The organism is Bacillus sp. NEAU-Y102 (assembly GCF_054788175.1).
Map to the genome: position 1 here is coordinate 1 of NZ_JBTWFK010000010.1, position 15,307 is coordinate 15,307.

The following is a 15,307-nucleotide window of genomic DNA, read 5'->3' on the forward strand; positions in this document are numbered from 1 at the left end:
AGATTTCCCATAGCGTAAGCTAGTAAGATCCCTGAAAGATGATCAGGTTGATAGGTTCGAGGTGGAAGCATGGTGACATGTGGAGCTGACGAATACTAATAGATCGAGGACTTAACCATATAATATGTAGCAATGTTATCTAGTTTTGAGAGAACATAAAAAATTTGTTGACTTTTAAAGTGAATAAGTTATAATAATGATTGTCTCAAAAGAATAATGTCTGGTAATGATGGCAGAGAGGTCACACCCGTTCCCATACCGAACACGGAAGTTAAGCTCTCTAGCGCCGATGGTAGTTGGGACCTTGTCCCTGTGAGAGTAGGACGTTGCCAGGCAATATTATTCCGCAGTAGCTCAGCGGTAGAGCTATCGGCTGTTAACCGATCGGTCGTAGGTTCGATTCCTACCTGCGGAGCCATTGGAGAGCTGTCCGAGTTGGCCGAAGGAGCACGATTGGAAATCGTGTATACGTCACAAGCGTATCAAGGGTTCGAATCCCTTGCTCTCCGCCATAGGATTTATAATATTTGGCCCGTTGGTCAAGTGGTTAAGACACCGCCCTTTCACGGCGGTAACACGGGTTCGAATCCCGTACGGGTCACCACTTTGGAGGATTAGCTCAGCTGGGAGAGCACCTGCCTTACAAGCAGGGGGTCGGCGGTTCGATCCCGTCATCCTCCACCATATGAATTTTATATAAATAGTATTATCGCGGGGTGGAGCAGCACGGTAGCTCGTCGGGCTCATAACCCGAAGGTCGCAGGTTCAAATCCTGTCCCCGCAACCAAATGGTCCCGTGGTGTAGTGGTTAACATGCCTGCCTGTCACGCAGGAGATCGCCGGTTCGACCCCGGTCGGGACCGCCATTTTAATAAGGCTCGGTAGCTCAGTCGGTAGAGCAGAGGACTGAAAATCCTCGTGTCGGCGGTTCGATTCCGTCCCGAGCCACCATTTATTTTAATAAAATACGCCGGCTTAGCTCAATTGGTAGAGCAACTGACTTGTAATCAGTAGGTTGGGGGTTCAAGTCCTCTAGCCGGCACCATGTAAGTTTCGGAGGGGTAGCGAAGTGGCTAAACGCGGCGGACTGTAAATCCGCTCCTTCGGGTTCGGCAGTTCGAATCTGCCCCCCTCCACCATTTACATAGGGGCATAGTTTAAAGGTAGAACTGAGGTCTCCAAAACCTCCAGTGTGGGTTCGATTCCTACTGCCCCTGCCAAATATATTTACACAACATGGCGGTTGTGGCGAAGTGGTTAACGCACCGGATTGTGGCTCCGGCATTCGTGGGTTCGATTCCCATCAGTCGCCCCATTTTTATTTTTAAAATTACAAATAATTAATTGATACTTACATATAATTAAGTAAGAATTCGATGGGCTATAGCCAAGCGGTAAGGCAACGGACTTTGACTCCGTCATGCGCTGGTTCGAATCCAGCTAGCCCAGCCATTTTTGCGGAAGTAGTTCAGTGGTAGAATACAACCTTGCCAAGGTTGGGGTCGCGGGTTCGAATCCCGTCTTCCGCTCCAATGAAATTTAATATGGCGGCATAGCCAAGTGGTAAGGCAGAGGTCTGCAAAACCTTTATCACCGGTTCAAATCCGGTTGCCGCCTTTTCTTTTGTGCCGATGTGGCGGAATTGGCAGACGCGCACGACTCAAAATCGTGTTCCTTCGGGAGTGTCGGTTCGACCCCGACCATCGGTATCATGAACGTCGTAAAAAAACTCTATACAATTAGTATAGAGTTTTTTTGTTTTCTTTTCATTACATGACAAAATAAGCACAAAAAGTGTACGGTGAGTAAACTGCGAAACATTAAAAGGATAAAAACAAACATTCAATTTTATCCTTTTAATTGCGGTATTCTATAATATTCCCTTCGAGCACTCTAGAGAGAATTTCTCCACCCCGGTGACATGAAGTTAAATCCGACACCACCAGTAGATATTAGTACATGATCAGCTGTTAATTTCGTAATTTCTAAAAACTTCTTTTCAAACTTTTCTCTGTTGTATTTGTACATAGTTGAGTGGCACGACCACATGTGCGTTGAAGTACTCAACTAGTCCCCTAATTCCTTCAATTCAGGAAACGCCTCAAATTGGATTGGTTCATCTAATTTCATGAATCTTACTTGATAGATAGTTGGGTTTAACTTCTCTCCTATTCCTTTAAAAGCATGTGATTTTTTCTCATTTGAATGTGTCATAATTCTCCCTCCACCTTTTCTTCAAATTTTTCCCTATTTTTATTGTACAGCAATAGAAAGTAATTATGGGAATATTATGGAAATCGGTATCGGCAATATAAAAAGACTCTAACAGAAATGTTAGAGTCTTTTTTGTTAAATTATATTATGTGATGCTAAAATTCGTAATAAACTTAGGAATTCATGTATAATATAACTTGTCGAAAGAACAAAATGATAGTGATTTATATTATGTCTGTAATATGAATCAAAAATGAACTTTTTATATTTCTTTTAAAAATGTGTTGAACACACATTATATTTCATATTAATATTTTTATGTAGATTTAAAACGAGAAAGAGAGTGGAAAGTATGGGCCGTAAATGGAACAATATTAAAGACAAAAAAGCATCGAAAGATGCAAATACAAGCCGTATATACGCGAAATTTGGACGTGAAATTTATGTGGCGGCAAAACAAGGAGAGCCAGATCCAGAATCAAACCAAGCGCTTAGAGTCGTATTAGAACGTGCGAAAACATACAATGTACCAAGAACAATTATTGATCGTGCAGTTGAAAAGGCAAAAGGCGGTTCAGAGGAAAATTATGACGAGCTTCGTTATGAAGGATTTGGACCAAATGGAGCTATGGTTATTGTAGATACACTTACAAATAACGTAAACCGTACTGCAGCAGATGTACGAGCTGCATTTAGCAAAAACAATGGTAACATGGGTGTAAACGGTTCTGTAGCTTACATGTTTGATGCGACAGCTGTTATCGGCCTTGAAGGTAAAACATCAGATGAAGTTCTTGAAATTTTAATGGAAGCAGATGTTGATGCACGTGACATTCTAGAAGAAGAAGATTCTGTTATCGTGTATGCTGAACCTGATCAATTCCATTCAGTACAATCTGCACTTAAAGGTGCTGGTGTTGAAGAATTTACAGTTGCAGAATTAACAATGCTTGCACAAAGTGATGTTACACTTCCCGAAGATGCTCAAGTACAATTTGAGAAAATGGTTGATGCATTAGAAGATTTAGAAGATGTGCAACAAGTTTACCACAACGTAGACTTAGGAGAATAATACGATAGAAGCCCTGTCCGTTTAACGGATAGAGGCTTTTTTTATGAAGTTAATTAAGTTGATGAATTAGTAAAGGTATTTTGTTGTAGACAGGGAATATGCTTATAGGGATATATGAAATAATCATTATTTCTAGGAGGTTTAATATGGAACATAAAACACCAAAGCATATCGTTGCTGTAGCAGGTTATTTAACAAATGAAAAAGATGAAGTGTTATTAGCTAAAGTACATTGGCGATCGGATACGTGGGAGTTGCCAGGAGGACAGGTGGAAGAAGGAGAAGCGCTCGATCAAGCAGTTTGTAGGGAAATGTTTGAGGAAACCGGTTTAACTGTGAAGCCGGTTGGAGTTACAGGTGTTTACTATAATGCTTCTATGCATATTTTAGCTGTTGTTTTTAAAGTGGCATATGTGAGCGGTGAAATAAAAATTCAACCTGAAGAAATACAAGAGGCTAAATTTGTTGCTTTAAATGAAGAGAATATAGATGAGTATATAACGCGTCCTCATATGAAATCCAGAACGCTTGATGCGATGAGAGCAACACATTATATTCCGTACGAAACGTGGGAAGTACAGCCGTATAGTTTAATAGGAAGATTGTAAAGAAAAGAGTGACCGATTTGAGATACATTCAAATCACTACTCTTTTTTTTGTATACTGTTTAAGAAAAAGGTCAAAATAATAATAGCGCTAGTATTGATTTGTAGAACGTTTGTTCTGTATAATGGATTTATCCCGCTATTTGCCGCGCAGCTCAATTGGTGAGGGCTAATAATCAGTGGGGATGAACAAAACCTCCACTGATTAAAGTTTCACTTTATATGTTATATACATTTAGATTACTAGATAGTTAAAAGTACATATATTTGTAGATGATATAATTAAAGTGTAAAGTGAAAATATAATAGTCTTAAGGGTTACTCTCTTATTGGTTATTCGTACTTTAACATACCTATATTCAATATTTCAGATGAATAGTAGATAAAAAAAGACTGTGATACAATACTTTTTTATCCGACTATTTGCTGGGCAGTAAGCCTGATTGATGAGGGCTTATTAAAGTTTCACTTTATACCTTACAATGATGTAAGGTACGTGTAAGAGAAATCGATGGGATATTTTTTTACAACAATGTATTCTTAAAGTAAGAGTTATATGCTGTGTGGAAAAGAGGTGTTCAAGATGAAAGAACGAGTATTATCTAGGGTGAACTATCATCAAAAAGTTGCATTAAATCCAATGACTAAACTTTTTTATAAAGCCATTATATTATTATTATTGTTAAGTTGTACGTTATTATTCATTGGAAATGTAATGATTGAGCAAAGTGATATTAGTAAATTACATGTGCGGGCTAAGTTAGAGGTACCAGAATCATTAACACATGCATTTATTGCGACAGAAGATAAAAGATTTTATCATCATAACGGTTTAGATTATATAGCAATTATTAGGGCCTCTGTTGAGAATATAAAGGCTGGTGGTGTCGTACAAGGAGGAAGCACGATTACACAGCAGCTATCTAAAAATGCTTTTTTAACGAATGAACGTACATTTTCTCGTAAGTGGAAAGAGATTTTTTATACGAAAAAAATTGAACGTACATTTACGAAGGATGAAATTTTAAAATTATATGTAAGTAACATTTATTATGGAGAAGGAGCATGGGGAATTGAAAAAGCAGCAAACCTTTACTTCGGTAAAAAGGTGAACCAATTAACGTTGGCTGAAAGTGCAATGATGGCTGCTGTAGTAAAAGCACCTGCTTATTACTCACCTGCCCAAAATTATGATAAAGCAGTAGAGAGACGAAATGTCGTTTTGAGACTAATGGAGAAAGAAGGCTATATAAGCCATGATGAGTATGTTCAAGCAGTTAGTGAGAAATTGGTAATTCGTCATGATATAAAAATAGAGCAGTCGATGTTAAATAGCGCGCGTAAAAAAGCAGTAAGTTAAGAGAAGTTCCTACAGAGGAGCTTCTTTTTTTGAATAAATTGTGACAAATTGTGACACAATATCGTCACAATTATTGTGTTTTTGTAATTTATGTGAGCGTGTTCATTGCGTGACGTATATAAGTGTTGATATTATGTGTATTGTGTACAATGCTGTATACAGAATATGAATTTAAAGAGGAATGTATATGAAATCAAATAAACTCATGGCTCTTGGTATAGTTTTTTCTATCGCAGTATTGATTGTAATTGGAACAATTGCGTATAGCATCATAAATGACAAAAAAGATAAAGGGAATGAGATGTTTGCTTATTCCACACAACAATCTTTAGGGAAAGATGATGCTCCAGTTAAGGTAGTTGAATTTGGAGACTTCAAATGTCCTGCTTGTCGTACTTGGGATGTAACAGTATTACCTCGATTAAAAGAAGAGTATATTGATAAAGGCAAAGTGCAGTTATATTTTATTAACTTCCCATTTATCGGAAAAGACTCGGATTTAGGTGCAGCAGCTGGTGAAGCAATTTATAAACAAGATAAAGATTCATTCTGGATTTTCTATGATGAGATTTATCAAAATCAAAAGAAAGATACGGAAGAATGGATTACAGAAGATTTGCTTCTTAGCATTGTGAAAGAGAAACTTCCAAAAGTTGATGTAGAGCAATTTAAGAAAGATTTACACAGTAAAGAAATTACAGAAAAAGTACGTAAAGATTCAGATCGTGCTCAAAAATTAAAAGTTCAAGGTGCTCCTTCAGTATATGTAAACGGAAATCTTGCAAACCCTGATTTCGATAGTATGAAGAAGGCCATTGATAAAGAATTGAAAAAGTGATGAGGTCTCTCATCACTTTTTCGACTTTTTTCGATAAAATTCTTGCCTCTATTTTTTTAACATGCTATACTACTTTACATAAGTTATTCTAATATCTTATATGTAATTCATATTTGCGGGTGTAGTTTAGTGGTAAAACAAGAGCCTTCCAAGCTCTGGTCGAGAGTTCGATTCTCTTCACCCGCTCCAAATTTTATTAAATGTTTTTCTATAAATTGTGATCAACGCAGTGTTTCGTTTCCGAGATAAACGAGGCATTGCGTTTTTTAATGTTTGAAAAATATAATTACATGCGAAAATAGAAGTAAATAATAGTATTCCAAAAGTGAATTACTAACCAATAAAGTCGTTACATAAGGGATGATGGATTCATCTGAGGAGGCGATTAAGAGTGGATTTTGAACAATTAAAGCAAGATGTAATTGCGTATAGTAAAACAATTGGCATAGATAAAATAGGCTTTGCGAGTGCTTCTCCTTTTGAGGAATTAAAGCAGCGCTTAATCCAGCAACAACAATTAAATTATCAATCTGGATTTGAAGAGCCTGATATAGAGAAGAGAACGAATCCGCAACTTTTATTACCGGGTGCTAAATCAATTATTGCGATTGCTTTAGCATATCCTTCAAAATTAAAAAATGCACCATTAAGTAAGCGTGGAGAACGCCGTGGAATTTTTTGCCGTGCTTCTTGGGGACAAGATTATCATCTTGTTTTACGAGATCGTTTGCAAAAATTAGAAGCATATTTAATTGAAAAACTTCCGGATATAGAAGTGAAGTCCATGGTTGATACAGGTGAATTAAGTGATCGAGCTGTATCAGAGCGTGCAGGCATTGGCTGGAGTGGGAAAAACTGTGCTATTATTACACCTGAATTCGGTTCGTACGTATACTTAGGGGAAATGATTACAAATGTTCCATTCCCGCCAGATAAGCCGATAGAAGATCAATGCGGGGGCTGTACGAAATGTATCGATATTTGTCCTACAGGTGCTTTAATACAGGGGGGACAGTTAGATTCGAAGAAGTGTATTGCGTTTTTAACACAGACGAAAGGATTCCTACCTGAAGAATATCGCGATAAAATAGGAAATCGTATATATGGATGTGATACGTGTCAGACTGTTTGCCCGAAAAACAAAGGAATGGATTTTCATAATCATCCTGAGATGGAGCCGGACCCTGAGCTAGTTAAACCATTATTAACGCCACTTTTAACAATTAGTAATCGTGATTTTAAAGAGAAATATGGGATTATGTCAGGGTCATGGAGAGGGAAAAAGCCACTGCAAAGAAATGCGATTTTAGCATTAGCACATTTTAAAGAAGCATCGGCAATTCCTGATTTAATTGGTGTTATGAAAGATGACCCAAGACCGGTATTGCGCGGAACGGCAGCATGGGCACTTGGGAAAATTGGGGGAGATGGAGTAGGCGAAGCGATTGAGAAAGCGATGGAACGTGAGAAAGATGAAGAAGTACTTCATGAAATGAAGCGCGGGCTTGAATTGTTAGCACAGAAAAAAGAGTAGATAATATTTCCCTTTTTCATATTGTAATATGGGAGGGAAACGAAATGGCTGTAAAAATGAATATTGAAAAGCAAGTACAACAGTTTTTAGCATATATCACAGAGAAACGAACAGACGTGGATGGTATTGCTGAGGATTTACTACAAATGGCACAGAGAAAGAAACAATTGTTTCAAAGGCGTAGTGCACATATAGTGAAAGCAACTGCGGATGTTTCTTTCATTAGACAATTAAATAGTAATGACCATCAAGAAATTGATTATCAAATACATTTTAAATATTTAATTAAGCATAAAGAATTATTTTATATTGAAGAGGAACAATTAAAACGAAGAGTTTGTTTAAATAATAGTCGGATTATAGGCGATTATGATATTGAAGTGTCAGAAGAAATTAGAATGGGTGAGACATTAGAAAGGGAAATTACGAAAGAGAAGTACGGTTCTTATCAGTATAATCGTTTAGAGGCAGTGAAATATGCAGAGCGTTGGTGGGATGACCGAAATCCTATGTATCGTAATTTCCCTGATAATTGTACGAATTTTATTTCTCAATGTCTTCATACTGGAGAAGTACCTATGAACGGATATCCTAATATTCGTAAAGGATGGTGGCAAAGGGAGAATCAGTGGAGTTGGAGCTGGGCTGTTGCACATTCTTTTTATTGGTATTTGTCAGGTGCTACAACAGGACTTCGAGCAGAGGCGGTAGAGAGGCCAGAAGAACTTATTCTTGGAGATGTTATTGCTTATGATTTCGAGGATGACGGAAGATGGAATCATACGACGATTGTAGTAGCAAAAGATGCAGATGGTATGCCGCTTGTAAATGCACATTCAGCGAATAGCCGTCGACGTTATTGGAACTATGAAGACTCTAGTAAATATACACCACAAATGAAATATAAATTCTTTCATATTATTAATGGGTAGAGATTTTTCGCTCAAGTGGTATAATACGTAGTAGACAAAAAACAGAGGTGAATATCGCGTGGGAGTACATGTTGTTTTATATCAGCCAGAAATTCCAGCAAATACAGGGAATATTGCTCGTACTTGTGCAGCAACTGGAACAGAATTACATTTGATTAGACCGCTTGGATTTTCAACGGATGATAAAATGTTAAAGCGTGCCGGATTAGATTATTGGCAGCACGTGAAAATTACGTATTATGATTCAATTGAAGAATTTTATGAAAAAAATAAAGATGGTGAATTCTTCTATTTAACGAAGTATGGCGAAAAAGCTCATACAGCGTTTGACTATAGCAAGCGCGAGAAGGATTACTATTTTGTATTTGGAAGAGAAACAAACGGCTTACCAGCTAATGTAATCGAAGAAAACTTTGATCATTGTTTACGTATTCCAATGACAGATAAAGTACGTTCATTAAATTTATCTAATACAGCAGCAATTTTAATTTATGAAGCGTTCCGTCAACAAAATTACCCTGGATTAGATTTAGAAATCGTTTATTAAAAGTCGCCATATGGCGACTTTTTTTTATAAAATAAAAATAATATGTAATCATACATTTAAAAGAGAGGACATAATCATATAGAATGGGATATATGATTAAAAATAGATAAGACGGGTTGAGATAAATATGAAGGAAGAATATAGTAATCAAAATACCTTTTTAAGTATGATAGATATGGATTTAATTAGACAAGGATTATTACATGCTATTCAAGATTTAGTATTTATTTTGAAAGTTATTGATGATGAAACGTTTAAATATATGTATGTGAATAGAATAGGAATGGATTATGCTAGGTTAAGCGAAGAGTGCTATGGAAAAACTTTTGCAGAAGTATTACCAAAAGATATAGCGGGGATATTGCAAAGGCAATATGAAAAAGTAGTGAGAGAAGCGAAAGCACACACATTTTGTGATGTAGTCAAATTACAAAAAGGTGAGATACATTATGAATCTTCACTTAATCCTGTCTGCGATGAAGAAGGAATATGTCAATTTGTTATTTGTATTACAAGAGATATTACAGCTCAAATTGAGGAGAAGACAGAGATAGAGGAAAAACAAATGTTATTTAAGTCGTTACTAGAATATAATAATGACTCAATTATATCTATAGATTCTATAGGGAGAGTTACATATGCAAACCCGGCAACGTATGAAATATTTGGATACCGGTATGAAGAGTTAAATAATAAATTTATTTTTGAATTCATTAATAAAGAATATGAAAAAGACTTTCAAATTCTATTTAAAGGAGCTCTGCAGGGAAGAGCAAAACAAATTGTTTCAAAGAAATATGTTCATAAAGAAGGGTACGAGCTATATATTTCTTTGAGAACTATCCCGATTATTGTGAACGGTGAAATTGTTGGAGTTTATATTGTTACGAGAGATGTTACAAGGCAAGTATTAAACGAAATGCGAACAGAATATTTAGCCTACTATGACCAGTTAACGGGATTAATGAATAGAATTTCATGTACAAATAAGTTAAATACTTTTTTAAAAGAGAGTATAAATTTTGCGCTTGTATTTATAGATTTAGATGAGTTTCATCGTATTAATGATACATTTGGTCATAAAGAGGGAGATAAAGTATTACAAAAAGTTACAGAATGTTTAAGCAATCTAAAAATAGAAGGTATGCACTTATTTAGAGAACACGATGATCAATTTGTTATGTTAATAGAAAATATAACGAAAGAATGTGTAGAGGAAATTGCAAAAGGCATACTGAAAAATATTAGTGAATATTTTGTAATCGAGGAAGAAGATGTATATTTAAGTGCGTCAATTGGAATTGTAATGGCTCCAGCAGATGGAGAAGATGAAAAAATACTATTTCAGAGGGTCGATGCTGCTTTAGAAAAAGCAAAAGAAAAAGGAAAAGGACATTATCATTTTTATTGTAGTGGATTAGACTGTGAGCGTGAACAAAGGTTTATAATAGAAAACCAGTTACATCGTGCTATAGAAAAAAATGAGTTTTTCTTATATTATCAGCCACAAATTAATATTGAAACGAAAAAAATAGCTAGTATGGAAGCTTTAATAAGGTGGGAGAATAAGGAATTAGGATTTGTTTCTCCAAATCAATTTATTCCGTTGGCAGAAAGAACAGGATTTATTATTAAGCTCGATGAATGGGTAGTAAATCAAGTGTGTCAGCAACTGCGCGAATGGTTAAATAAAGGATATGAAGTGGTCCCAATTGCAGTTAATATTTCAGCTAGACACTTTCGCTCTATTACATTAATAGAGATGATTACACGGGCTTTAAATAAGTACAATGTACCAGCTCATTTATTAGCGATAGAGGTTACAGAAGGAGCTCTTATACATAAAGATATATCGAAGAGAGTGTTACTACAATTAAAAGAACAAAATTTAAAGATTCATTTAGATGATTTTGGAACAGGCTATTCATCTTTAAGTTACTTGAAAACATATCCAATTGATACTTTAAAAATTGATCGTTCTTTTATGGAAGGTATACATATAGATGAACGTGATACGAATATTACAGCTGCAATTATTCATTTAGCTCATACTTTAGAACTGAATGTAATTGCAGAGGGAGTAGAAAAAAAGGAGCAAATACAGTTTTTGAAAGAAAAGAATGTGAAGCTTGTACAAGGTTATTATTATAGTCGACCATTATCCAAATATGATATGGAAAATATGTATTATAAATAATGTATAAAAAAATGATGTGCTAAAAGCACATCATTTTTTATGTGTACCTGGTTTGTCATTGTAACCAGATGTAAAAATAGCTGTAAGAAATGTGAGTGATACACCTAAAATTAATAATAATTTCATACTAATATCCTCCTTACTTTTTTCGGTTCACGAGTTCTATTTATTACCCAAAATGTATGTAAGGTTCTTAGAAGAAAAGAATTTATTTATAATGAATAGCAGTGTGAAAACGTTAATACCTATATTATACAGAATTTTCTTTGAATTTTGGAGAGAATTTTAGCGTGCTATTATATATTTCGTTTTGATTTAAAGAATGTTTAAGGACATCCTAGCATACCTTTTATAATAATCCGATTGAACAAGGAGATGGGGGAGGAGCTATAATGGATATTCTAAAAAAGATTGAACAGCATCGAGCAGCAGAAGAACGGTTACAATGGGAAGGTACGTTTGCGGAGTATTTGGAGCTTGTGAAAGAAAGACCATGGGTGGCTCAAACAGCACACTCTCGCATTTACAATATGATAAAAGATGCTGGAATTGAAGAAGTTGATGGTAGAAGAAAGTATAACTTCTTTAGTAATCAGCTCTTTGGATTAGAGGATGCTCTAGAACGTCTTGTAGAGGAATATTTTCATCCATCCGCAAAACGATTAGATGTTAGAAAAAGAATTTTATTATTAATGGGTCCTGTTAGTGGAGGGAAATCAACGTTAGTTACGATGTTGAAACGAGGATTAGAAACATATTCACGAACAGATCGTGGAGCAATTTTTGCAATTAAAGGATGCCCAATGCATGAGGATCCACTGCATTTAATTCCACATCATTTACGAGATGATTTCTTTGATGAGTATGGGGTTAGAATTGAAGGAAATTTATCACCACTAAATGTCATGCGTTTAGAGCAAGAATACGGATCAAGAATTGAGGATGTAGTTGTAGAGCGTATTTTCTTCTCTGAAGATCGCCGTACAGGGATTGGTACATTTAGCCCGTCTGATCCAAAATCACAGGATATTGCAGATTTAACAGGTAGTCTGGACTTTTCTACGATTGCAGAATATGGTTCAGAATCAGACCCGCGTGCGTATCGATTTGATGGAGAATTAAATAAGGCGAACCGAGGAATGATGGAGTTCCAAGAGATGTTAAAATGTGATGAGAAGTTTTTATGGCACTTATTATCGCTTACGCAAGAAGGGAATTTCAAAGCGGGAAGATTTGCGCTTATTTCAGCAGATGAATTAATTGTAGCGCATACGAATGAAACAGAGTATCGCTCATTTATAGCAAATAAGAAAAATGAAGCATTGCACTCAAGAATTATTGTAATGCCAGTTCCTTATAATTTACGAGTAAGTGAAGAAGAACATATTTATGAAAAAATGATTCGTGAAAGTGATGTGTCGAATGTTCACATTGCACCACACACACTTCGCGTTGCAGCAATGTTCACTATTTTAACTCGTTTAAAAGATCCGAAGCGTCCGGATATTGATTTAATTAAAAAGATGCGTTTGTATGATGGAGAAACGGTAGAAGGTTATAATGCGATTGATGTAGAGGAGCTACAACGAGAATATCAAGATGAAGGTATGAAGGGTATTGATCCTCGTTATGTCATTAACCGAATTTCGTCTACAATCATTCGAAAAGAGGTACCATCTATTAACGCGTTAGATGTACTTAGATCTTTAAAAGATGGGCTGGATCAGCATCCATCGATTAGTAATGAAGACCGTGAACGTTATATGAATTTCATCTCATTAGCGAGAAAAGAATACGATGAAATCGCAAAGAAAGAAGTACAAAAGGCGTTTGTTTATTCATATGAAGAATCGGCTAAGACACTTATGGATAATTATTTAGATAACGTCGAGGCGTACTGCAATAAATCGAAATTACGTGATCCGTTAACAGGAGAAGAAATGAGTCCAGATGAAAAATTAATGCGCTCAATTGAAGAGCAAATTGGGATTTCAGAAAATGCTAAGAAAGCGTTCCGTGAAGAGATTTTAATTCGCATTTCTGCTTATGCCCGTAAAGGAAAACGCTTTGATTATAATTCACATGAACGTCTTCGTGAAGCGATTCAGAAAAAACTATTTGCTGATTTAAAAGATATAGTGAAAATTACAACATCAACGAAAACGCCAGACGAAAATCAGCTTAAGAAAATCAATGATGTTGTTGCGCGTTTAATTGATGAGCATGGCTATAATTCTTCTTCAGCAAATGAATTATTACGCTATGTAGGTAGCTTGTTAAACCGATAGTTTGATAACAAAACGCTGTCTCTTGTATTTTGCGGGACAGCGTTTTATTATCCGTTCATATGTGTATAAAGTGTCATACCTTGTCCAAATGTAATAAATTAAGATGCAATTTCATGAATTTATTGTCAATTATTTTTACAATATGCATATGATAGAGTAACCAACCATTCATACGAAAAAAGCCAACACAATACAATATGTTGCAAAGTAAAAATGTGTGCAACAATGCATTGTGTTTCTTTCTTATCAGTGGCTGAATATTTCTTTCTATTATGTGAGTGGCAAAATTTTGTTTAGGATGCTCGGGTATTGTATGAAAAACGTTATAAATGTTTATGGGATGATTTTCTGTGGGCAGTTACCTTTCAAATATTCTAGCTTGCACAGTACAGAACAAAATTTATAGATTGCTGTTCATAAAGGAAGACAATTACAGTAAGGAGGGAAAGGAATGGGCGAAGAAAATCAACCAAATTATACGATTTCACAGGAAAACTGGTCCCTCCATCGCAAAGGATATGACGACCAACAACGCCATCAAGAAAAAGTACAAGAGGCAATTAAGAATAATTTACCCGATCTTGTAACAGAAGAAAGTATAGTTATGTCTAATGGCAAAGATGTTGTAAAAATACCAATTCGTTCTCTAGATGAATATAAGATTAGATACAATTATGATAAAAATAAACATGTTGGGCAAGGAAACGGTGACAGTAAAGTTGGTGATGTCGTTGCGAGAGATGGATCAGGTGGTCAAAAACAAAAAGGGCCAGGAAAAGGGCAAGGAGCAGGAGATGCAGCTGGGGAAGATTACTATGAAGCTGAAGTCTCTATTTTAGAATTAGAGCAGGCGTTTTTCAGAGAGTTAGAGCTGCCTAATTTAAAGAGAAAAGAAATAGATGAAAATCGGATTGAACATGTTGAATTTAATGACATTAGAAAAACAGGATTATGGGGAAATATCGATAAGAAACGAACAATGATATCTGCATATAAACGAAATGCGATGCGTGGTAAAGCATCTTTCCATCCAATTCATCAAGAAGACTTAAAGTTCCGCACTTGGAATGAAGTATTAAAGCCAGATTCAAAGGCTGTTGTGTTAGCGATGATGGATACGAGTGGATCGATGGGAATGTGGGAGAAGTATATGGCACGTAGCTTCTTTTTCTGGATGACAAGATTTTTACGCACAAAGTATGAAACAGTTGATATTGAATTTATTGCTCACCATACAGAAGCGAAAGTCGTCACAGAAGAAGAATTTTTCTCAAAAGGAGAAAGTGGCGGAACAATATGTTCTTCCGTATATAAAAAGGCATTAGAACTGATTGATAATAAATATTCACCAGACCGCTATAATATTTATCCATTCCATTTTTCAGATGGTGATAATTTAACATCAGATAATGCTAGGTGTGTAAAGCTTGTGGAAGAATTAATGAAGAAATGTAATATGTTTGGATATGGGGAAGTGAATCAGTATAACCGCCATAGTACACTCATGTCAGCCTATAAAAATATTAAAGATGAAAACTTTAGATACTATATTTTAAAGCAAAAAGCAGACGTATTTCATGCGATGAAAAGCTTTTTTAGAGAAGAATCAGGTGAGAAAATGGCATAACCTCTTTTAAAGAGGTTCTTTTTTTGTAAACTTTTTATTTTTCTAGTTGACAATGATAATGAAAATCATTATCATTTATTCGAGAAATGATTA

Annotated in this window: 10 protein-coding genes, 16 tRNA genes, 2 rRNA genes and 1 pseudogene; 28 read left to right on the forward strand and 1 reads right to left on the reverse strand. The window is 35.6% G+C overall.

Annotated elements, in window-relative coordinates:
* From ACYFX0_RS22735 to ACYFX0_RS22815, 17 genes are all read left to right on the forward strand, one after another.
* Nucleotides 1-119 (forward strand): 23S ribosomal RNA (locus tag ACYFX0_RS22735); the annotation flags it as partial.
* A gap of 100 nt (nucleotides 120-219) precedes the next feature.
* Nucleotides 220-335, forward strand: a 5S ribosomal RNA gene (gene rrf, locus ACYFX0_RS22740).
* Between the two features lie 8 nt (nucleotides 336-343).
* Nucleotides 344-418, forward strand: a tRNA-Asn gene (locus tag ACYFX0_RS22745).
* A 2-nt stretch (nucleotides 419-420) separates the two neighbouring features.
* Nucleotides 421-512, forward strand: a tRNA-Ser gene (locus tag ACYFX0_RS22750).
* Between the two features lie 17 nt (nucleotides 513-529).
* A tRNA-Glu gene (locus ACYFX0_RS22755) sits at nucleotides 530-604 on the forward strand.
* Between the two features lie 4 nt (nucleotides 605-608).
* Nucleotides 609-684, forward strand: a tRNA-Val gene (locus tag ACYFX0_RS22760).
* A 26-nt stretch (nucleotides 685-710) separates the two neighbouring features.
* A tRNA-Met gene (locus tag ACYFX0_RS22765) sits at nucleotides 711-787 on the forward strand.
* A 3-nt stretch (nucleotides 788-790) separates the two neighbouring features.
* Nucleotides 791-866, forward strand: a tRNA-Asp gene (locus tag ACYFX0_RS22770).
* A gap of 9 nt (nucleotides 867-875) precedes the next feature.
* Nucleotides 876-951 (forward strand) — tRNA-Phe (locus ACYFX0_RS22775).
* A gap of 18 nt (nucleotides 952-969) precedes the next feature.
* Nucleotides 970-1,045, forward strand: a tRNA-Thr gene (locus ACYFX0_RS22780).
* Between the two features lie 10 nt (nucleotides 1,046-1,055).
* Nucleotides 1,056-1,139: transfer RNA gene (locus ACYFX0_RS22785), tRNA-Tyr, on the forward strand.
* A 7-nt stretch (nucleotides 1,140-1,146) separates the two neighbouring features.
* Nucleotides 1,147-1,220: transfer RNA gene (locus tag ACYFX0_RS22790), tRNA-Trp, on the forward strand.
* A 19-nt stretch (nucleotides 1,221-1,239) separates the two neighbouring features.
* Nucleotides 1,240-1,315 (forward strand) — tRNA-His (locus ACYFX0_RS22795).
* 62 nt (nucleotides 1,316-1,377) lie between these two features.
* A tRNA-Gln gene (locus ACYFX0_RS22800) sits at nucleotides 1,378-1,452 on the forward strand.
* Nucleotides 1,453-1,457: 5 nt separating this feature from the next.
* Nucleotides 1,458-1,532: transfer RNA gene (locus tag ACYFX0_RS22805), tRNA-Gly, on the forward strand.
* Nucleotides 1,533-1,546: 14 nt separating this feature from the next.
* Nucleotides 1,547-1,617: transfer RNA gene (locus tag ACYFX0_RS22810), tRNA-Cys, on the forward strand.
* A 10-nt stretch (nucleotides 1,618-1,627) separates the two neighbouring features.
* Nucleotides 1,628-1,709 (forward strand) — tRNA-Leu (locus ACYFX0_RS22815).
* 184 nt (nucleotides 1,710-1,893) lie between these two features.
* Here ACYFX0_RS22815 and ACYFX0_RS22820 read toward each other — a convergent pair.
* Nucleotides 1,894-2,214: pseudogene (locus ACYFX0_RS22820) on the reverse strand (DUF3884 family protein).
* Nucleotides 2,215-2,566: 352 nt separating this feature from the next.
* Here ACYFX0_RS22820 and ACYFX0_RS22825 point away from each other — a divergent pair.
* The 11 genes from ACYFX0_RS22825 to yhbH all read left to right on the forward strand — a co-directional run bounded on the left by ACYFX0_RS22825 (nucleotide 2,567) and on the right by yhbH (nucleotide 15,214).
* The gene (locus tag ACYFX0_RS22825; protein ID WP_106081994.1) at nucleotides 2,567-3,286 is read left to right on the forward strand and encodes a YebC/PmpR family DNA-binding transcriptional regulator; all 720 of its coding nucleotides are present in this window, start codon (nucleotides 2,567-2,569) and stop codon (nucleotides 3,284-3,286) included.
* 146 nt (nucleotides 3,287-3,432) lie between these two features.
* Nucleotides 3,433-3,894 (forward strand): NUDIX hydrolase, encoded by a 462-nt coding sequence (locus tag ACYFX0_RS22830; protein WP_000400451.1) that lies wholly within the window; start codon nucleotides 3,433-3,435, stop codon nucleotides 3,892-3,894.
* A gap of 580 nt (nucleotides 3,895-4,474) precedes the next feature.
* Nucleotides 4,475-5,251, forward strand: coding sequence for a transglycosylase domain-containing protein (locus ACYFX0_RS22835; RefSeq protein WP_460271961.1), 777 nt, complete (start codon nucleotides 4,475-4,477; stop codon nucleotides 5,249-5,251).
* 187 nt (nucleotides 5,252-5,438) lie between these two features.
* Complete coding sequence (locus ACYFX0_RS22840) at nucleotides 5,439-6,089, forward strand: DsbA family protein (RefSeq protein ID WP_000841308.1); 651 nt, start codon at nucleotides 5,439-5,441, stop codon at nucleotides 6,087-6,089.
* 115 nt (nucleotides 6,090-6,204) lie between these two features.
* A tRNA-Gly gene (locus ACYFX0_RS22845) sits at nucleotides 6,205-6,278 on the forward strand.
* 202 nt (nucleotides 6,279-6,480) lie between these two features.
* The gene (queG, locus tag ACYFX0_RS22850) at nucleotides 6,481-7,623 is read left to right on the forward strand and encodes a tRNA epoxyqueuosine(34) reductase QueG (protein ID WP_000345208.1); all 1,143 of its coding nucleotides are present in this window, start codon (nucleotides 6,481-6,483) and stop codon (nucleotides 7,621-7,623) included.
* Nucleotides 7,624-7,667: 44 nt separating this feature from the next.
* A complete protein-coding gene (locus ACYFX0_RS22855) occupies nucleotides 7,668-8,555 on the forward strand; it encodes an amidase domain-containing protein (RefSeq protein ID WP_000279323.1) in 888 nt (295 codons plus the stop codon).
* A gap of 58 nt (nucleotides 8,556-8,613) precedes the next feature.
* Nucleotides 8,614-9,102, forward strand: coding sequence for a tRNA (uridine(34)/cytosine(34)/5-carboxymethylaminomethyluridine(34)-2'-O)-methyltransferase TrmL (gene trmL, locus ACYFX0_RS22860; RefSeq protein WP_000538147.1), 489 nt, complete (start codon nucleotides 8,614-8,616; stop codon nucleotides 9,100-9,102).
* A gap of 127 nt (nucleotides 9,103-9,229) precedes the next feature.
* The gene (locus ACYFX0_RS22865) at nucleotides 9,230-11,299 is read left to right on the forward strand and encodes a sensor domain-containing protein (RefSeq protein ID WP_106081995.1); all 2,070 of its coding nucleotides are present in this window, start codon (nucleotides 9,230-9,232) and stop codon (nucleotides 11,297-11,299) included.
* Nucleotides 11,300-11,691: 392 nt separating this feature from the next.
* Entirely contained in the window at nucleotides 11,692-13,587 is a 1,896-nt protein-coding gene (locus ACYFX0_RS22870; RefSeq protein WP_000353273.1) for a PrkA family serine protein kinase, read from the forward strand.
* A gap of 451 nt (nucleotides 13,588-14,038) precedes the next feature.
* Entirely contained in the window at nucleotides 14,039-15,214 is a 1,176-nt protein-coding gene (gene yhbH / locus ACYFX0_RS22875; protein WP_000503516.1) for a sporulation protein YhbH, read from the forward strand.
* The last annotated feature ends 93 nt before the right edge of the window (nucleotides 15,215-15,307 follow it).